The following is a 19,244-nucleotide window of genomic DNA, read 5'->3' on the forward strand; positions in this document are numbered from 1 at the left end:
CTGACAGATCTTCTCTGACAGGGGATTTGAAGAAAGTGAGGTCGAGGATGGGTCTCGAGGAAAAGCTGCCGAGCGGATTCCTGCTGACCACTGTCGAGTCGCTGGCGGGGTACGCCCGGAAGGGCTCGCTGTGGCCCGCGACCTTCGGCCTCGCCTGCTGCGCGATCGAGATGATGGCCACCGCGGCCGGCCGCTACGACATCGCCCGGTTCGGCATGGAGGCCTTCCGCGCCTCACCGCGCCAGGCCGACCTGCTGATCGTCGCCGGCCGGGTCAGCCAGAAGATGGCCCCGGTACTGCGGCAGGTCTACGACCAGATGGCGGAACCGAAGTGGGTCCTCGCGATGGGCGTGTGTGCCTCGTCCGGTGGCATGTTCAACAACTACGCGATCCTGCAGGGCGTCGACCACATCGTCCCCGTCGACATCTACCTGCCCGGGTGCCCGCCGCGACCCGAGGCGCTGCTCAACGCGATCATCACGCTGCACGAGAAGATCCAGCAGATGCCGCTCGGGGTCAACCGGGACGAGGCGGTACGGGCGGCCGAGCAGGCCGCGCTGGCGTCCACGCCCACGTTCGCGGTGAAGGGGTTGCTGCGATGACCGACCAGCGGGGCATGTTCGGGGTGAGCGGTACCGGCGACACGTCCGGGTACGGGCGCCTGGTCCGGCCGGTCACGCTGCCCGGCGCCACTTCTCGCCCGTACGGCGGGTACTTCGACGACGTCGTCGACACGCTGGCCGCGGCCCTCGCCGAGGTCGGCGTCGGGTTCGACCAGGCCGTCGAGCAGGTCGTCGTCTTCCGCGACGAGCTGACCCTGCACGTGCGCCGCGAGTTCCTGCCCGAGGTCGCGCAGCGACTGCGCGACGAACCCGACCTCCGGTTCGAACTGTGCCTCGGGGTCAACGGAGTGCACTACCCGAAGGACGTGGGCCGGGAACTGCACGCGGTCTACCCCCTGCGGTCGATCACCCTGGGCAGGCTCCTCCGTCTCGAGGTGTCCGTGCCCGACGCCGACCCGCACCTGCCGTCGCTCTACGGGGTGTACCCGACCAACGACTGGCACGAGCGGGAGACCTACGACTTCTTCGGGATGGTGTTCGACGGCCACCCGTCGTTGACCCGGATCGAGATGCCCGACGACTGGACCGGTCACCCGCAGCGCAAGGACTACCCGCTCGGCGGGATCCCCGTCGAGTACCAGGGCGCGACGATACCGCCGCCCGACGAGCGGAGGGCGTACAGCTGATGCCTGCGAGTGAAGTGATCTATACCTCCGGCGGGCAGGACTGGGACGAGATCGTCGATGCCGCACGCGAATCCGGCAACGAACGCATCGTCGTCAACATGGGCCCGCAGCACCCGTCGACGCACGGTGTACTCCGCCTCGTCCTGGAACTCGAGGGCGAGACGGTCACCGAGGCGCGCTGCGGCATCGGCTACCTGCACACCGGGATCGAGAAGAACCTCGAGTACCGCAACTGGACGCAGGCCGTCACCTTCGTCACCCGGATGGACTACCTCTCCCCGTTCTTCAACGAGACCGCCTACTGCCTGGCGGTGGAGAAGCTGCTCGACGTCACCGACACGATCCCCGAGCGGGCCACCGTCGTCCGCGTGATGCTGATGGAACTCAACCGCATCTCCTCGCACCTGGTGGCGCTCGGGACCGCGGGCATGGAGATGGGCGCGGTCACCGCGATGATCTTCGGTTTCCGCGAGCGTGAACTGGTACTCGACGTGTTCGAGGCGATCACCGGCCTGCGGATGAACCACGCCTACATCCGGCCCGGCGGCCTGGCCCAGGACATGCCCGCCGGCTCGGACCGCAAGGTTCGCGAGCTGTTGCAGATCATGCCGAACCGGTTGCGGGACATGGAGAATCTCCTCACCGAGAACACGATCTGGAAGGGTCGCAACCAGGGCATCGGCTACCTCGACCTCACCGGCTGCATGGCGCTCGGCGTCACCGGCCCGGTGCTGCGGGCCACCGGGCTCCCCCACGACCTGCGCCGGGCACAGCCGTACTGCGGCTACGAGAACTACGAGTTCGACGTCGTCACCGACACCGGGAACGACTGCTACGGCCGGTACCTGATCCGGATCGGCGAGATGAAGGAGTCGCTGAAGATCGTCGAGCAGTGCCTCGACCGGCTGCAGCCCGGACCGGTCATGCTGGCGGACAAGAAGATTGCCTGGCCGGCCGACCTGGAGCTGGGGGCCGACGGTCTGGGCCAGTCGGCGGACCACGTGCGCACCATCATGGACACCTCCATGGAGGGACTGATCCACCACTTCAAACTGGTCACCGAGGGCATCCGGGTGCCGGCGGGACAGGTGTACACCGCGGTCGAGTCGCCCCGCGGCGAGCTGGGCGTGCACGTGGTCAGCGACGGCGGCACCCGCCCCTACCGGGTGCACTTCCGCGACCCGTCGTTCACGAATCTGCAGGCCGTCGCCGCAATGTGCGAGGGGGGCATGGTCTCCGACGTCATCGCGTCGGTCGCCAGCATCGACCCCGTCATGGGAGGGGTGGACCGATGACCGCTCGGGAACCGGTGTTCGTCGAGTTCGGTGCCCCGCCGCCGCCGCCGGTCGGGCGGGACTCCTACCCGCCCGACGTCCTGGCCCGGCTCGAGGTCGACGCGAAGGAGCTCATCGGCCGGTACCCCGGCCCGCGGTCCGCACTGATCCCGCTACTGCACCTGGTGCAGGCCGAGGACGGGTACATCACCCCGGCCGGGATCGGCTTCTGCGCGGCGCAACTCGGGCTCAGCGGCGCCGCCGTGTCCGCGGTCGCCACCTTCTACTCGATGTACCGCCGCAACCCGACCGGCGACTACCACGTCGGGGTCTGCACCAACGCGCTCTGCGCGATCATGGGTGGCGACGAGATCCTGTCCGCGCTCGAGGATCACCTGGAGCTCGGTGGGCCGAACGGGGACACCACCGCGGACGGGAAGATCACGCTCGAGCACATCGAGTGCAACGCGGCGTGTGACTACGCCCCGGTGGTGATGGTCAACTGGGAGTTCTTCGACAACCAGACGCCGGACTCCGCCCGGGCCGTCGTCGACGGTCTGCGGGCCGGCGACCAGGTGACCCCGAGCCGCGGTGCGCCGCTGTGCACCTTCCGGCAGACCGCCCGCATCCTTGCCGGCTTCCCCGACGAGCGGCCCGGGGCCTCGGAGGCCGCGGGCAGCGGCGGCGACGCCACCGTCGCGGGCCTGCGCGTGACGCGCGAGCTCGGCGAGGAGCGGCCCGCCGGGGCCACGCCGTTGACGCCCGTCCTGAGCGGGTACTGGGACGACCCGCAGTCGTGGACCCTCGACACCTACCGCGGCCACGACGGCTACCAGGCGCTGGCCCGGGCGCTGCGCATGCAGCCGGCGGAGGTCGTCACGACGGTCCAGGACTCCGGGTTGCGAGGCCGCGGCGGCGCCGGGTTCCCGACCGGCACCAAGTGGTCGTTCATCCCGCAAAGCGGCGACAAGGGCGACAAGCCCCACTACCTGGTCGTAAACGCCGACGAGTCCGAGCCGGGCACCTGCAAGGACATGCCGCTGATCATGGCCACCCCGCACGCCCTCGTCGAGGGCGCGATCATCGCGGCGTACGCGATCGGGGCCGGCCACGCCTTCATCTACCTGCGCGGCGAGGTGGTCCCGGTCCTGCGCCGACTGCAGGCCGCGGTCGCCGAGGCGTACGACGCCGGATACCTCGGCACGGACATCCTGGGCAGCGGGTACGACCTCGAGTTGGTGGTGCACGCCGGTGCCGGGGCGTACATCTGCGGCGAGGAGACCGCGCTGCTCGACTCGCTGGAGGGCCGACGCGGCCAGCCCCGGCTGCGACCGCCGTTCCCGGCGGTGGAGGGTCTCTACGCCTGCCCGACCGTCGTCAACAACGTCGAGTCCATCGCGAGCGTGCCGTCGATCGTGCTGGGCGGTGTCGAGTGGTTCCGCTCGATGGGCAGCGAGAAGTCACCGGGATTCACCCTCTACTCCCTCTCCGGCCACGTCACCCGCCCGGGACAGTACGAGGCGCCGCTGGGCATCACGCTGCGCGAACTGCTCGGCTACGCGGGCGGGGTCCGGGCCGGGCACCGCCTGAAGTTCTGGACGCCGGGCGGCTCGTCCACGCCGATCTTCACCGACGCGCACCTGGACGTCCCGCTCGACTACGAGGGCGTGGCGGCGGCCGGGTCGATGCTGGGCACCAAGGCACTGCAGATCTTCGACGAGACCACCTGCGTGGTGCGCACGGTCCTGCGCTGGGCGGAGTTCTACGCCCACGAGTCCTGCGGCAAGTGCACGCCCTGCCGGGAGGGCACCTACTGGCTGGTGCAGATCCTGCAACGGCTCGAGGCGGGCGACGGCACCGAGGAGGACCTGGAGACGCTGCTCGACATCTCCGACAACATCCTCGGCCGCGCGTTCTGCGCGCTCGGCGACGGCGCGACCAGCCCGATCACGTCCTCGATCGCACTCTTCCGCGACGAGTACCTGGCCCACTTCGAGTCGGGTTGCCCGTTCGACCCGGCCGCATCGATTCTGCGGCCTCGTCGACCCGGGGGAGGTGAGCGATGACCGTGCATGCGCCAGACGACACGACCGGCCTGCCGCTGCCGTCGGACCTGGTGACCGTCACCGTAGACGGCACCGAGATCGCCGTCCCCAAGGGCACCCTGGTGATCCGGGCCGCCGAACTGCTGGGCGTGCAGATACCCAGGTTCTGCGACCACCCGCTGCTCGAACCGGTCGGCGCCTGCCGCCAGTGCCTGGTCGACGTGGAGGGCCAGCGCAAGCCGCTCGCGTCCTGCACCACCGCGGTCAGCGACGGCATGGTCGTACGCACGCAGCTGACCTCGCCGGTGGCGGACAAGGCGCAGCGCGGCGTGATGGAACTGCTGCTGATCAACCATCCGTTGGACTGCCCGATCTGCGACAAGGGCGGCGAGTGCCCGCTGCAGAACCAGGCCCTGTCCACCGGACGGGCCGAGTCGCGCTTCGACGGCGTCAAACGCACCTTCCCCAAACCGATCCCGCTGTCCTCGGAGATCCTGCTGGACCGCGAACGGTGCGTGCTCTGTGCCCGCTGCACCCGGTTCTCCGAACAGATCGCCGGCGACCCGTTCATCGACATGCTCGAGCGCGGCGCGCAGCAGCAGGTCGGCATCGCCACCGACGAACCGTTCGAGTCGTACTTCTCCGGCAACACGGTGCAGGTCTGCCCGGTCGGCGCGCTGACCAGCGTCGACTACCGGTTCCGGGCCAGGCCCTTCGACCTGGTGTCGAGCCCGAGCGTCTGCGAGCACTGCGCCAGCGGCTGCGCGCAGCGCACCGACCATCGCCGCGGCAAGGTGATGCGCCGCCTCGCCGGCGACGACCCGCAGGTCAACGAGGAGTGGAACTGCGACAAGGGCCGGTTCGCGTTCACCTACGCCACCGAGCGGGACCGGATCACCACGCCGATGGTCCGGGGCGACGACGGCGAACTGCGACCCGCGTCCTGGCCCGAGGCGTTGACGGCGGCGGCGAGCGGGCTGGCCGCCGCACCCGGCGGGGCCGCCGTGTTGGTCGGCGGCCGCAGCACCTGGGAGGACGCCTACGCCTACGCGAAGTTCGCTCGGGTCACGTTGGGCACCAACGACATCGACTTCCGTTCCCGCCCGCACTCGGCCGAGGAGGCGGAGTTCCTGGCGGTCCGGGTGGCCGGGCGGCGGATGGGCGTCACCTACGACGACCTGGAGCAGGCGCCGGCGGTGCTGCTGGTGGCCTTCGAGCCGGAGGAGGAGTCGCCGATCGTCTACCTCCGCCTGCGGAAGGCATCCCGCCGGAAAGGCATTCGGGTCTCCTCCCTCGCCCCGTTCGCCACCCGCGGCCTGACCAAGATGTCGGGCCGGTTGATCCAGACCGTCCCCGGCGACGAACCCGCGGCGCTCGAGACCCTGCACCCGGACGAACTGCTGCGCACGCCCGGCGCGATCATCCTGGTCGGCGAGCGACTGGCGACGGTGCCCGGTGGACTGTCCGCCGCGGTCCGACTGGCCGACGCGACCGGCGCCGCCCTGGCCTGGGTGCCGCGTCGGGCCGGTGAACGGGGCGCGGTCGAGGCCGGGACACTGCCCCACCTGCTGCCCGGCGGCCGACCCGTCACCGACCCCGATGCCCGGCAACAGGTTTCCGCACTCTGGGGCTGTCCGGTCCTGCCCGCCACCCCCGGACGGGACACCGCCGGCATCCTCGAGGCCGCGGCGGCAGGGGACCTCGGCGCGCTGGTGGTCGGCGGCGTCGAGCTCGACGACCTACCCGACCCGGAGGCGGCCCGCGACGCCGTCGAGGCCGCCGGTTTCGTGGTCAGCCTCGAACTGCGGCGCAGCGCGGTCACCGACCGCGCGGACGTGGTGTTCCCGGTGGCGCCCGTCGCGCAGAAGCCGGGCACCTTCCTGTCCTGGGAGGGCCGCGAGCGGCCATTCCCGGCTGCCCTGGACACCGCCGGCGCCATGCCCGACCAGCGGGTGCTGGACGCGATCGCCAACCGGATGGGCAGCCACCTCGGCCTGCCGGACGCCGCGACCGCCCGCGCGGAGCTCGCCGCCCTCGGCGCCTGGGACGGCGCTCGCCCCGGCCTGCCCGCCTACCCGACCACCGCACAGCGGCAACCCGGTCCCGGCGAGGCCGTCCTGGCGACCTGGCGGATGCTGCTGGACTCCGGGCGGCTGCAGGACGGCGAGCCGCACCTGGCCGGCACCGCCCGCACCCCCGCCGTTCGGCTCTCGGCGGGTACCGCCGCCGAAATCGGTGCCGCCGAAGGCGACCCGGTGACCGTCACGACCGACCGCGGCGCGCTCACCCTGCCGCTGGCGGTCACCGACCTGCCCGAGCGGGTGGTGTGGTTGCCGCTGAACTCCCCCGGATCCGAGGTGCACCACCGGCTCGCGGCCCCGTCCGGCGGCCTGGTCCGGATCCGTGCGGGGAGGCCGTGATGGGCACCGACACCCTCGCGGTCGCCGTCGACCTGTCCGCCTTCGGGCAGGACCCGTGGTGGCTGGTCGTCGCCAAGTCCGTGGCCATCTTCGCCTTCCTCATGTTGACCCCGATCGTCGCGATCCTCGCCGAACGCAAGGTGATGGCCTGGATGCAGATGCGGGTGGGGCCCAACCGGATCGGGCCGTGGGGGATGCTGCAGTCCCTCGCCGACGGCATCAAGCTCGCGCTCAAGGAGGGCATTGTCCCGACGGCCGCGGACAAGCCGGTCTACCTCCTCGCCCCGGTCATCGCGGTGGTCCCGGCGATCATGGCGTTCGCGGTGATCCCGTTCGGCCCGGAGGTTTCCGTCTTCGGGCAGTGGACGCCGCTGCAGCTCACCGACATGCCGGTGGCCGTCCTGTACATCCTCGCGATCACCTCCATCGGCGTCTACGGCATCGTGCTCGCCGGGTGGTCCTCCGGCTCGACCTACCCGCTGCTCGGCGGGCTCCGCTCGACGGCACAGGTGATCTCCTACGAGATCGCGATGGGCCTGACGTTCGCCGCCGTCTTCCTGGTCGCCGGCACGATGTCCACCTCCGGCATCGTGGCCGCGCAGGAAGGAACCTGGTACGTCTTCCTGCTGCTGCCGTCGTTCCTGATCTACGTGACGTCGATGGTCGGCGAGACCAACCGGGCTCCGTTCGACCTGCCCGAGGCCGAAGGCGAGCTGGTCGGCGGGTTCCACACCGAGTACTCCTCGCTGCGTTTCGCCATGTTCATGCTCGCCGAGTACATCAACATGGTCACCGTCTCCGCGCTGGCCACCACCCTGTTCCTCGGTGGCTGGCACGCGCCGTGGCCGCTGAACATGTGGGACGGCGCGAACTCCGGCTGGTGGCCGGTGCTGTGGTTCACCGCGAAGGTCTGGGGCTTCCTGTTCGTCTTCATCTGGCTGCGGACCACGCTGCCCCGCATGCGATACGACCAGTTCATGAACCTCGGCTGGAAGATCCTGATCCCGGCCGCGCTGACCTGGGTGATGATCGTCGCCGCGGTACGCGCGTTGCACAACGACGGGTACAACGCCACGTCGATCGTGCTCGGCGGTGGCGGCGTGCTGGTCGCGCTGGTGGTACTCGCGCTGGTGTGGCAGGCACTGCGGCGGCCCGCCGCCCCGACCCCACCCAGCCCGCCCACTCCCCCGGCGTTCGACCCCATGGCGGGCGGCTTCCCGGTGCCGCCGATGCCGGGTCAGGTGCTCCCCGCCTTCTCCCGTCGCGCCGCGACAGCTTCTGCAAAGGAGGACAGCGATGTCTGAATTCCTCGGCCCACTCTCCGGTTTCGGTGTCACCTTCTCGACGATGTTCGCCAAACCCACCACCGAGTTCTACCCGGAGGAGAAGGTCCCGACCGCTCCCGGATACCACGGCCGGCACCAACTGAACCGCTACGCGGACGGGCTCGAGAAGTGCATCGGGTGTGAACTGTGCGCGTGGGCCTGCCCGGCCGACGCCATCTACGTCGAGGGCGCGGACAACACCGACGAGGAGCGCTACTCGCCCGGCGAACGGTACGGCCGCGTCTACCAGATCAACTACCTGCGCTGCATCGGCTGCGGCCTGTGCATCGAGGCCTGCCCGACGCGGGCGCTGACCATGACCGACGACTACGAGATGGTCGACGACAACCGCGCCGACCTGATCTACGGCAAGGACCGTCTGCTGGCGCCGCTCGCGGACGGCATGGTCGCCCCGCCGCACCCGATGGCCGAGGGGAAGACCGACGAGGACTACTACCGTGGCAACGTGATCGGCGAGGTACGCCAATGACCGTCGCCGACGCCGCACTGCTGGCCGCGGAACCCCTCACCCGGACCTCCACCGGCGAGGCGGTGACGTTCTGGGTCCTGGGCGCCGTCGCGGTGATCGGCGCGCTGGGCGTGGTCGGCGCGGCCAAGGCCGTCTACTCCGCGCTCTTCCTGGCCCTGACCATGATCGTGCTGGCGGTCTTCTACATCGCCCAGGGCGCGACGTTCCTCGGCGTGGTGCAGATCGTCGTCTACACCGGCGCGGTGATGATGCTGTTCCTGTTCGTGCTCATGCTCATCGGCGTCGACTCTGCCGACTCCCTGGTGGAAACCCTGCGCGGACAACGGGTCGCGGCAATCCTGGTGGGCCTGGGGTTCGGGATCCTGCTGGTCGGCGGCATCGGCCGGGCCGTCGCGCGGGCGAGCTTCGTCGGACTCGACGAGCCCAACGGGCAAGGCAACGTCGAGGGCCTCGCCGAGCTCATCTTCACCCGCTACGTGTGGGCCTTCGAGCTGACCGGCGCGCTGCTGATCACCGCGACCGTCGGCGCCATGGTGCTCGCGCACCGCGAACGCTTCGGCCGGCGTCGAACCCAGCGGGAGCTCTCGCAGGAACGTTTCAGCACGGGCGGCCGGGTCACCCCGCTGCCCGGCCCGGGCGTCTACGCACGGCACAACGCCGTGGACATGGCCGCGCTGCTGCCGGACGGCTCGCCCGCCCCGCTGTCGGTCAGCCGCACGCTCCGGCCCCGCGAAACCAACTCTGGCGTAGGAGAACCCCACGGTGAGGAGGGCACTCGATGAATCCCGAGAACTACCTGTACCTCGCGGCCCTGCTGTTCACGATCGGCGCCGCCGGTGTGCTGCTGCGGCGTAACGCCCTGGTGGTGTTCATGTGCATCGAACTCATGCTCAACGCCACCAACCTGGCGTTCGTGACCTTCGCCCGGATGCACGGGCACCTCGACGGGCAGGTCTTCGCGTTCTTCACGATGGTGGTCGCGGCCGCCGAGGTGGTCGTCGGACTCGCGATCATCATGACCATCTTCCGGGCCCGCCGCAGCGCCTCGGTCGACGACGCGAATCTGCTGAAGTATTGAGTACCGTCGCGCTCGTCCCGGTACTGCCGCTGCTCGGTGCCGTCGTGCTGCTCCTGGGCGGCCGGCGCACCGATTCGTGGGGACACCTGCTCGGCTGCGTCGCCGCGCTGGCGTCGTTCGCCGTCGCCGCAGTCGCTTTCGTGGAGATGCTCGGCCGCGACGGCGCCGACCGCGCCGTGCACCAGACCTTGTTCAGCTGGGTGCCGGTGGCGCAGCTGCAGGTGGACTTCGGGCTCCAGCTCGACCAGCTGTCGATGTGCTTCGTGCTCTTGATCACCGGGGTGGGATCGCTGATCCACATCTACTCGGTCGGCTACATGGAACACGATCCGGAGCGCCGAAAGTTCTTCGCCTACCTCAACCTTTTCCTCGCGGCCATGCTGCTGCTAGTACTGGCGGACAACTTCCTCGGCCTGTACCTCGGCTGGGAGGGCGTCGGCCTCGCCTCGTACCTGCTCATCGGATTCTGGCAGCACAAGCCGGCGGCCGCGACGGCGGCGAAGAAGGCCTTCGTGGTCAACCGGGTCGGCGACATGGGGCTGGTCGTCGCCATGATGATCATGTTCGCGACGTTCGGCTCGGTCGGATTCGCCGAGGTCTTCACCGGCGCAACGGAAGCGAGCGAGTCCACGCTCACCGCGATCGGGCTGACGCTGCTGCTGGCGGCCTGCGCCAAGTCCGCCCAGGTGCCGCTGCAGTCGTGGCTCGGCGACGCGATGGAGGGCCCGACCCCGGTGTCGGCCCTGATCCACGCCGCGACCATGGTCACCGCGGGCGTCTACCTGATCGTGCGGTGTGGGCCGATCTTCGACCTGGCCCCGGACGCGCAGCTGGCCGTGGTCGCGGTCGGCACCGTGACGCTGTTGTTCGGCGCGATCATCGGCTGTGCGAAGGACGACATCAAGAAGGCCCTCGCTGCGTCCACGATGAGCCAGATCGGCTACATGGTGCTGGCCGCCGGCCTGGGCCCGGCGGGCTACGCATTCGCGATCATGCACCTGCTGACCCACGGCTTCTTCAAGGCCGGCCTCTTCCTCGGCGCGGGGTCGGTGATGCACGGGATGAACGACGAGACGGACATGCGGCGCTACGGCGGCCTGCGCGCCTTCATGCCGATCACTTTCGTGACATTCGGTCTCGGATACCTGGCCATCATCGGCGTCCCGCCGTTCGCCGGCTTCTTCTCCAAGGACAAGATCATCGAGGTGGCGTTCGCAGCCGACAGCACCGGCAGCCTCACCGCGAAGGGCCTGGTCCTCGGCACGGCCACACTGGTCGGTGCGGGCCTGACCGCGTTCTACATGACCCGGGTGATGCTGATGACGTTCTTCGGCAGCCGCCGGTGGCACGACGACGCGCATCCGCACGAGTCGCCGGGCGTGATGACGACGCCGATGGTGGTGCTCGCGGTGGGATCGGTCGGCGCGGGCGCGCTGCTGGCCGTCGGCTCCGCGCTGGCGGACTGGCTCGCGCCGGTGGTGGGTTCGCACCACGACGAACCGCCGATCCCGGTGTGGGCGATCACCACCGCAACCCTGGCGGTGGTGCTCGTCGGCGTCGCTGTGGCCTACCGGCGGTACGCCGTCGAGCAGATCCCGGTGACCGCCCCGACCGACGTCTCCGGGCTCACCGTCGCGGCCCGTCGGGACCTCTACGGCGACGCGGTCAACGAGGCGGTGTTCATGCGTCCCGGCGCGGGGCTGACCCGGTCACTGGTGACCGTCGACGACCGGGGCATCGACGGCGCCGTCAACGGACTTGCCGCCCTGGTCGGCGGCGTGTCGTCGCGGGTTCGGCGGTTGCAGACCGGCTTCGTCCGGTCCTACGCCCTCGCGATGTTCGCGGGCGCGGCCCTGGTGGTCGCGACGATGGTGCTGGGGAGGCTCTGGTGAACGACTTTCCCTGGTTGACCGCGCTGTGGCTGGTGCCTGCGGTCGGCGCCGTCGTGGTGATGGCGGTGCCCGCGCGCCAACGGCGACTCGCGAAGGCCCTCGCGCTGGGCGTCGCGGCGGCGGCTCTGGGCGTCGCCGTCGCGGTGGCGGTCGGGTTCGACCCGGCCGGAGCGCGGTACCAGTTCGTCGAGTCGCACTCCTGGATACCGGCTTTCGGCACCCGATATGCGCTGGGTGTGGACGGCATCGCGCTGGTGCTGGTGCTGCTCACCGCGGCGCTGGTGCCGCTGCTGCTGTTGGCGGGCTGGCACGACGCCGGCGCCGAGCCCACCGAGGGCGGCCCCGAATCCCGGGGCGCGCACACCTATTTCGCACTGATCCTGGTGGTCGAGGCGATGGTGCTGCTGTCGTTCACCGCCCTCGACATCTTGTTGTTCTACATCTTCTTCGAGGCCATGCTGATCCCGCTGTACTTCCTCATCGGGGGGTTCGGCCCACGGGAGGACCGGGCAAAGCGGTCGCGCGCCGCGGTGAAGTTCTTGCTGTACAACCTGTTCGGCGGACTCGTCATGCTGGCCGCGGTGATCGGCCTGTACGTGGTGACCGCCGGGGCGGAGAGCCCCTTCGCCGCCGGCACCTTCGACCTCCGCGCCATCGTCGACGCGGTCTCGTCGGGCTCGCTGGTCATCGACGCGCCCGTCGCCAACGCCCTGTTCCTCGGATTCATGTTCGCCTTCGCGGTCAAGGCGCCGCTGTGGCCGCTGCACACCTGGCTGCCCGACGCCGCCGTCCAGGCCACGCCGGCCACCGCAGTGCTCATGATGGCCGTCGTCGACAAGGTCGGCACCTTCGCGATGCTGCGCTTCTGCCTGCAACTGTTCCCCGACGCGTCCCGGACGTTCGCGCCGTGGATCGTCGCGCTGTCGGTGGTCGCCGTCGTCTACGGCGCCCTGCTCGCGATCGGCCAGACCGACGTGATGCGCCTGATCGCGTACACCTCGATCTCGCACTTCGGGTTCATCATCCTCGGGATCTTCGCGCTGACCAGCCAGGGGCAGGCCGGCTCCACCCTCTACATGGTCAACCACGGCATCTCCACGGCGGCGCTGTTCCTGATCGCCGGGTTCCTGGTCTCCCGCCGCGGCACCCGGGCCATCGCGGCGTTCGGCGGGGTGCAGAAGGTGGCGCCGGTGCTGGCCGGCACCTTCCTCGCCGCGGGCCTGGCCACCCTGTCCCTGCCGGGGTTGGCGCCGTTCGTGAGCGAGTTCCTCGTCCTGGTCGGCACGTACCCGCGTTACGAGGTGGCCGCGGTGATCGCGACGCTCGCGTTGGTGCTCTCCGCGGTCTACGTGCTGTGGCTCTACCAACGGGTGATGGGCGGGCCGGTCACCGAGGGCAACGAGCGGGTCCGCGACCTGGTGCCCCGTGAGGTGCTGGTGGCGGCGCCGCTGCTCGCACTGCTGCTGATCCTCGGCTTCTACCCCAAGCCGGCGCTCGACGTCATCAACCCGGCGGTGACGCAGACGTTGACGACGATCCACCAACAGGACCCGGTACCGACCATCGCCGAGCAGGACGGAGGTGCGCACCAGTGAGTCCCGCACTGTTGTCCGCGTCGAGCATCGAGGCGCCGGGTATCGAGTACAGCCTGCTCGCACCGATGCTCATCGTGTTCGGCGTCGCCGCCGCCGGGGTGCTCGTCGAGGCCTTCGCGCCGCGCCGCCTCCGGTACGGCTGCCACCTTGTGCTCAGCCTCGGCGGACTCGTCGCGGCGTTCGTCGCCGTCGTCGCGCTCGCCGGGACCGAGGAGTCCGCAGTGGCGGGCGCGGTCGCGATCGACGGCCCGACCCTTTTCCTGCAGGGCACGATCCTGCTCGTCTCGATCCTGGCGATCGCGCTGATCGCCGAGCGCCGCATCGACCGGGCGGGCGCCGGAGAGGCGGGCCATGGGAAGGCCGGGGCCGGACGTGCGGACGCGTTCGCCCCGCAGGCGTCCGCGGTTCCGGGCAGCGTCGCCGAGCTCGAGGCGACCCGGGCCGGCGTCGCCCAGACCGAGGTGTTCCCGCTGACCCTGTTCGCGGTCGGCGGCATGCTGCTGTTCCCCGCGTCGAACGACCTGCTCACCATGTTCGTCGCGCTCGAGGTGTTCTCGCTGCCGCTGTACCTGCTGTGCGGGCTGGCGCGCAGGCGTCGACTTCTCTCGCAGGAGGCGGCGATCAAGTACTTCCTGCTCGGCGCCTTCTCGTCGGCGTTCTTCCTCTTCGGCACGGCCCTGCTGTACGGGTACTCCGGGACGGTGTCGCTGACGGGCATCGCCGACGCGATCGCGGCGGACGCCGGTGAGCGGCCGCTGGCACTGATGGGTGCGGGCCTGCTGTCGGTGGGCCTGCTCTTCAAGGTCGGTGCGGTGCCGTTCCATTCGTGGATCCCCGACGTGTACCAGGGCGCCCCCACCCCGATCACCGCGTTCATGGCCTCGGCCACCAAGGTCGCGGCGTTCGGCGCGATGCTGCGGGTCTTCTACGTCGCCCTGCCCGGTCTGCAGACGGACTGGCGGCCGATGCTGTGGGCCGTCGCCGTCCTCACGATGCTGGTCGCCTCGGTGCTGGCAGTGACGCAGACCGACGTCAAGCGGATGCTCGCGTACTCCTCGGTCTCGCACGTCGGGTTCGTCCTCACCGGGCTGCTCGCCGGCAACCACGACGGGCTCTCGTCGACGCTGTTCTACCTGCTCGCCTACAGCTTCAGCGCGCTCGGCGGCTTCGCCGTCGTCGGCCTGGTGCGCGGACCCGACGGCGAGGCGACCACGATGTCGCAGTGGGCGGGCCTCGGTCGGCGCTCGCCCCTGCTCGGCAGCGTCTTCGCGTTGTTCCTGCTCGCGTACGCCGGCATCCCGTTGACCAGCGGGTTCGTCGCCAAGTTCGCCGTCTTCCAGGCCGCGCTCGCCGGCGGCGCCCTGCCCCTGGTGCTGGTGGGTGTGGTCGCCAGCGCGATCGCCGCGTTCTTCTACGTGCGGGTGATCGTGCTGATGTTCTTTGCAGAGCCGCCTGCGGACGAGCCGGTGGTCGCCGTGCCCAGCCCCGGGACCGGCTTTGCCATCGCGGTGGCCGCCGCGGTGACGGTGGTTCTGGGGATTGCGCCGCAGCCGGTGCTGGACCTGGTGGACCAGGCCGCGTCGTTCCTGTAGTGACCGGGCGCCGGTCGGCAGCGAGCGGCGGCCGAGTAGAACTGTCCTGTGAACCCCCTGCTCACCCTCTTCGACGCGGAGATCCACCTCGGCGGCGCCACCATCCTCTGGCGTGAGGTGGTCGGCAACGCCTTCGGCATCGCCTCCGCCATCGGCGGGATGCGGCGGGTGGTGTGGGCCTGGCCGGTCGGCATCGCCGGAAATGCGTTGCTGTTCACCGTGTTCATGGGCGCGCTGTTCCACACCCCGCAGGAGCTGAACCTGTACGGGCAGGCCGGGCGTCAGCTGCTGTTCATCACCGTCAGCGTCTACGGCTGGACCCAGTGGCTGCAGTCCCGGCACGACTCCGGCGCGGCGGTGCTGCCGCACTGGGCGTCCACCCGGCAACGAATCGCCATGGCGCTGACCATGATCGTGGGCACCGTCGTCTTCGCTCAGGTCTTCGGACTGCTCGGGTCCTACGGTCGCTGGGCGGAGGCGTGGATCTTCACGGGCTCGGTGCTGGCCACCTACGGCATGGCCCGGGGCTGGACCGAGTTCTGGCTGATCTGGATCGGCGTCGACATGGTCGGGGTGCCGCTGCTGCTGAAGGCGGGCTTCTACCCGTCGGCCGTGCTGTACCTGGTGTACGCGGTGTTCGTGCTGTGGGGTTTCGCGGTGTGGCTGCGGATCCAGCGCACCGCACCTGACCACGCGGGCAGGCGTGTCTAACCAACCCCTAAGAGTTCGCTAACCACCGCCGAGTTTTCCGCCCATAACTTCGTTGGTGTCGAGGCCACCCGGGCCGCGGCACCGAGCGAGGAGATCACCCGTGCGCAAGGCTCTCAGCAACAACACCACCCGTCGGCGAGCAGCCGTCACCACCGTCGGAATCGCCACTGCCGCAGCGCTCGCCGTACCCGGCGTGGCCTGGGCCAACGACGCCATCCCCAGCACTTCGCCCGTCGTCGTCTCCATCCCCGCCACGCAGACCGTCCCCGCCACGCAGTCCGAACCCACTCTGCAGTCCGAGCCCGCCGTCGCCGGATGTGCCACGGCCCCCGCCCGCGTCCTCAGCCCGGAGGAGGTCGACGCACTGATCGCGAAGGGCGAGATCGCCATGGACACGACGGCGCCCGCGACGGCCGTCGAAACCGCGAACGACCCGTCGGCGACCGTCATCCGTCTGGACGAGATCAACATGGGTACCGCCGTGCCTTCGGCTGCCGCCGAAGCCGTGGACGACGTGTCGGCAACGGTCATCCGTCTGGCCGAGCTCGTCGGCGAAGGCCAGACCGTCGCGGACCTCATCGCACGGGGCGCGGACGCGCTGACCGGCCCGGACGCCGCCGTCGCGTTCGCACTACCGACCTGCTGACCCGGTGCGATCCGCGGGCGCCCGGACAGCCGACATCCTCGCTCCAGGCACTATGGATCGAGTGAATGACAGCGCCCGCATCCTGATCGTCGACGACGACTCCAAGGTCCTCTCGTCCCTGACGCGGGGGCTCCGTCTGTCCGGTTTCGAGATCGAGACCGCACACGACGGGGCCTCCGCGCTGCGCGCGGTCGTCGCCACCAGCCCCGACGCGCTCGTCCTGGACGTGAACATGCCGGGCCTCGACGGCGTCGGCGTGGTCACCGCACTGCGGGCCATGGGCAACGAGGTGCCGATCTGCGTGCTCAGCGCGCGCAGCTCGGTGGGCGACCGGATTGCGGGGCTGGAGGCGGGCGCGGACGACTACCTGACCAAGCCGTTCGAGCTGGGCGAGCTGGTGGCCCGCCTGCGGGCGTTGCTGCGCCGGGCACCCCGCACACCGACGCCGGCCGGTGTCGTCACCGTCGGTGCCCTGGAGGTGGACCTTCCCGGGCGCCGCGCCCACGTCGGCGGGCACCGCATCGACCTGACCAAACGCGAGTTCGACCTGCTCGGTGTGCTCGCAGAGAACGCGGGGATCGTGCTCAGCCGGGCGCAGCTGATGCGCCTGGTGTGGGGTTACGACTTCGACGCGGACACCAATGTCGTCGACGTCTTCGTCACGTACCTGCGCAGGAAGCTGGAGGCAACGGGGATGCCACGGGTGCTGCACACCGTGCGGGGCGTCGGGTTCGTGCTCCGGGACCAGCCGTGAGCCGGCGACGTCGATCGCTGTCCCTGCGAACCCGGGTGGCGCTCGTGTCGGCGTTGGCGGCGGCAATCGTCATCGGTGCCGTCGGCGTCGCGTTCGCAGTGTTCCTACGAGTCAACGGATCCACTCAACTTGACCGCACGCTCGACTCCGTGGCGTTGAGCGTGCCCGCGGAATCGTTGACCGCGGCGGAACCCCTGGTTCTCCCGATTCTGCCGACCGACGAACCGGCCGTGACCACGCCCGGGACCGGCATGGTCGAATTCGACGCGGTACGTACGGAATCCGTGGCCGGGACGCTCGTGCGCGCCCGCGACGTCCCGGTCAGTGGTGCGGCGGGCACCTACCTCGCCGTCACCGTTCCGGAGGACGCACTGACCGTGGCGATCCGACAACAACAGTGGCAGGTCGCGGTCGCGGCGGTGGTGGCGATCGCGGCGGCCGCGGGGCTCGGCTGGCTGCTGGCCGGCCGCGCGGTGCGGCCCCTGCAAAGGCTCGCGGCCGCCACGCACACCGTCGGCGACGACCCGTCCGCCGTGCTGCCGAACGTTCAGGGCGCCCGGGAGGCGGAGGAGCTCTCCGAGGCGATCGCCAACATGCTCGGCCGGATGCAGCAGGCGCGCAACCGGACTCAGGAGGCGCTCGGCGCGGCGCGCGACTTCGCCGCGGTGTCCGCGCACGAGTTGCGCACGCCGCTCACCTCGATGCGCACCGACCTCGAGGTGCTGGCCACCATGCCACTGTCCGACGAGCAGCGCGCCGAGGTGGTGCACGACCTGCTCGTCACGCAGAGGGAGGTCGAGGCGACGCTCGCGGACCTCGAGCGCCTCGCGGTCGGCGAACTCTCCGACACCGCCGACTACGAGGAGGTCGACCTCGTCGAACTTGCCGATCGCTGCGTGCAGGAATCCGCCCGGCGGCTACCCGACCTCGACATCGACCTTCGCGGCCCGGACACGGTCGTCGTGCGCGGCATTCCGTCCGGGCTACGGCTGGTGCTCGACAACGCGATCACCAACGCGGTCCGTCACGGCACCGCGGACCGGGTACGGATCACCCTCGCCGAGAACGGTACTCACGGCGTCGACGTCACGGTGGACGACGACGGCACCGGCATCCCCGAGCACGAACGGGCGTCGCTGTTCGCGAGGTTCGCCCGAGGGTCCACCGCGCATGCCGAGGGCTCCGGACTCGGTCTGGCGCTGATCGCTCAACAGGCCGCACTGCACGGCGGAACCGCCGAACTGTCCGAGAGCCCGCTCGGCGGCACCCGACTGTGGCTGCGGCTGCCCGCATCTCGCGCGCACCCGGCCGACTAGATGCCGGCGCGGCGGACCAGTGTGTCGGTCAGGCTCGGTGAGAAGGTGTCGAGCACACGCAGGAGCTCCGCGTACGCGGGCATCACCTCGACCGGACGGGTCGCGATGGCGTCCGCCAGCCAGGACGCCGCCTGCTGCGGGGTGAGCGCCGGCATGGCGTCGTAGTCCTTGGTCGGCGCGATCATCGGGGTGCGGATCAGCGGGAAGTGCACGGTGGACACCGAGACGCCACGGCCGGCCACCTCCGCGCCCAGGTCGCGGCCGAAAGAGCTGATCGCGGACTTCGACGCGTGGTAGGCCGCGAACTTCGGCATCACCCGCCCGGGGACGCCCCACGTCGCGACGTTCACCACGTGCCCGCTCCCCCGCTCGAGCATCGACGGCAGCAGCGCCAGCGTCAGCCGAACCGGCCCGAAGTAGTTGAGCGCCATGGTGCGTTCGTAGTCGTGGAAACGGTCGGTCGTGTCCTCGACGGTGCGACGGATGGACCGGCCGGCATTGTTGACCAGCACGTCGACCGGGCCGATGTCGGCCGCCACCGTGCGCGCCAGTTCCGCGACGGCGTCCGGGTCGGTGAGGTCGCACGGCAACGCCTCCGCCGTCCCGCCCGAGCGACGGACCTCGTCCCGCACCGCCTCGAGACCCTCCGCCCCGCGCGCGACGAGCACCAGGCGCGCACCCCGGTCGGCGAGCAGGTGCGCCGCCGCCTCCCCGACGCCGGACGACGCGCCGGTGAGCAGGACCGTCCGGCCGGCGATCGGGTGCTCGCGGGTCGGGAGCACCCGCGCCGCGAGGCCGCGCACCGACGGCAGCGGGTTCAGGGCCGCACGGGCGAGGATCTGAGCTATCACGACGAT

At 70.4% G+C, this 19,244-nt stretch carries 17 protein-coding genes; 16 read left to right on the forward strand and 1 reads right to left on the reverse strand.

The genetic code is table 11. The features are described from left to right. Nucleotides 1–47: 47 nt before the first annotated feature. The 16 genes from RT2_RS13970 (at nucleotide 48) to RT2_RS14045 (ending at nucleotide 18,387) form a co-directional block, all read left to right on the forward strand. Nucleotides 48–602, forward strand: coding sequence for a NuoB/complex I 20 kDa subunit family protein (locus tag RT2_RS13970; protein ID WP_072845390.1), 555 nt, complete (start codon nucleotides 48–50; stop codon nucleotides 600–602). After that, entirely contained in the window at nucleotides 599–1,249 is a 651-nt protein-coding gene (locus tag RT2_RS13975) for an NADH-quinone oxidoreductase subunit C (protein WP_072845391.1), read from the forward strand. Before RT2_RS13970 ends, RT2_RS13975 begins: the two co-directional genes overlap by 4 nt. Continuing rightward, nucleotides 1,249–2,544, forward strand: coding sequence for an NADH dehydrogenase (quinone) subunit D (nuoD, locus tag RT2_RS13980; protein ID WP_072845392.1), 1,296 nt, complete (start codon nucleotides 1,249–1,251; stop codon nucleotides 2,542–2,544). The genes RT2_RS13975 and nuoD overlap by 1 nt, the downstream gene beginning before the upstream one ends. Further along, nucleotides 2,541–4,589 carry an NADH-quinone oxidoreductase subunit NuoF gene (gene nuoF / locus RT2_RS13985; RefSeq protein ID WP_072845393.1) on the forward strand — a complete coding sequence of 683 codons (2,049 nt, stop codon included), beginning with the start codon at nucleotides 2,541–2,543 and terminating at the stop codon, nucleotides 4,587–4,589. The genes nuoD and nuoF overlap by 4 nt, the downstream gene beginning before the upstream one ends. Then, the gene (locus RT2_RS13990) at nucleotides 4,586–6,988 is read left to right on the forward strand and encodes an NADH-quinone oxidoreductase subunit G (protein WP_072845394.1); all 2,403 of its coding nucleotides are present in this window, start codon (nucleotides 4,586–4,588) and stop codon (nucleotides 6,986–6,988) included. The genes nuoF and RT2_RS13990 overlap by 4 nt, the downstream gene beginning before the upstream one ends. Next, a complete protein-coding gene (gene nuoH, locus RT2_RS13995) occupies nucleotides 6,988–8,292 on the forward strand; it encodes an NADH-quinone oxidoreductase subunit NuoH (RefSeq protein ID WP_072845395.1) in 1,305 nt (434 codons plus the stop codon). The genes RT2_RS13990 and nuoH overlap by 1 nt, the downstream gene beginning before the upstream one ends. Next, nucleotides 8,285–8,803 carry an NADH-quinone oxidoreductase subunit NuoI gene (gene nuoI / locus RT2_RS14000; RefSeq protein ID WP_072845396.1) on the forward strand — a complete coding sequence of 173 codons (519 nt, stop codon included), beginning with the start codon at nucleotides 8,285–8,287 and terminating at the stop codon, nucleotides 8,801–8,803. The genes nuoH and nuoI overlap by 8 nt, the downstream gene beginning before the upstream one ends. Then, a complete protein-coding gene (locus RT2_RS14005; protein WP_072845397.1) occupies nucleotides 8,800–9,585 on the forward strand; it encodes an NADH-quinone oxidoreductase subunit J in 786 nt (261 codons plus the stop codon). Before nuoI ends, RT2_RS14005 begins: the two co-directional genes overlap by 4 nt. Then, nucleotides 9,582–9,881, forward strand: a complete 300-nt coding sequence (gene nuoK, locus RT2_RS14010) for an NADH-quinone oxidoreductase subunit NuoK (RefSeq protein WP_072845398.1) — start codon at nucleotides 9,582–9,584, stop codon at nucleotides 9,879–9,881. The genes RT2_RS14005 and nuoK overlap by 4 nt, the downstream gene beginning before the upstream one ends. Next, nucleotides 9,878–11,773: an NADH-quinone oxidoreductase subunit L gene (nuoL, locus tag RT2_RS14015; RefSeq protein ID WP_072845399.1), complete on the forward strand. Its 1,896-nt coding sequence runs from the start codon at nucleotides 9,878–9,880 to the stop codon at nucleotides 11,771–11,773. The genes nuoK and nuoL overlap by 4 nt, the downstream gene beginning before the upstream one ends. After that, nucleotides 11,770–13,368, forward strand: coding sequence for an NADH-quinone oxidoreductase subunit M (locus RT2_RS14020; RefSeq protein ID WP_072845400.1), 1,599 nt, complete (start codon nucleotides 11,770–11,772; stop codon nucleotides 13,366–13,368). The genes nuoL and RT2_RS14020 overlap by 4 nt, the downstream gene beginning before the upstream one ends. Then, nucleotides 13,365–14,960, forward strand: coding sequence for an NADH-quinone oxidoreductase subunit NuoN (gene nuoN / locus RT2_RS14025; protein WP_255312538.1), 1,596 nt, complete (start codon nucleotides 13,365–13,367; stop codon nucleotides 14,958–14,960). Before RT2_RS14020 ends, nuoN begins: the two co-directional genes overlap by 4 nt. 48 nt (nucleotides 14,961–15,008) lie before the next feature. After that, the gene (pnuC, locus tag RT2_RS14030; RefSeq protein ID WP_072845401.1) at nucleotides 15,009–15,671 is read left to right on the forward strand and encodes a nicotinamide riboside transporter PnuC; all 663 of its coding nucleotides are present in this window, start codon (nucleotides 15,009–15,011) and stop codon (nucleotides 15,669–15,671) included. Nucleotides 15,672–15,771: 100 nt separating this feature from the next. Further along, nucleotides 15,772–16,317: a hypothetical protein gene (locus RT2_RS14035; protein WP_072845402.1), complete on the forward strand. Its 546-nt coding sequence runs from the start codon at nucleotides 15,772–15,774 to the stop codon at nucleotides 16,315–16,317. A 52-nt stretch (nucleotides 16,318–16,369) separates the two neighbouring features. After that, complete coding sequence (locus RT2_RS14040) at nucleotides 16,370–17,071, forward strand: response regulator transcription factor (protein WP_072845403.1); 702 nt, start codon at nucleotides 16,370–16,372, stop codon at nucleotides 17,069–17,071. Beyond that, a complete protein-coding gene (locus RT2_RS14045) occupies nucleotides 17,068–18,387 on the forward strand; it encodes a sensor histidine kinase (RefSeq protein WP_072845404.1) in 1,320 nt (439 codons plus the stop codon). The genes RT2_RS14040 and RT2_RS14045 overlap by 4 nt, the downstream gene beginning before the upstream one ends. Here RT2_RS14045 and RT2_RS14050 read toward each other — a convergent pair. Continuing rightward, complete coding sequence (locus RT2_RS14050; protein WP_072845429.1) at nucleotides 18,384–19,226, reverse strand: SDR family oxidoreductase; 843 nt, start codon at nucleotides 19,224–19,226, stop codon at nucleotides 18,384–18,386. The genes RT2_RS14045 and RT2_RS14050 overlap by 4 nt on opposite strands. Nucleotides 19,227–19,244 lie beyond the last annotated feature (18 nt).

This window comes from Rhodococcus tukisamuensis NBRC 100609 (genome assembly GCF_001894985.1).
Classification (GTDB): domain Bacteria; phylum Actinomycetota; class Actinomycetes; order Mycobacteriales; family Mycobacteriaceae; genus Rhodococcus_G; species Rhodococcus_G tukisamuensis.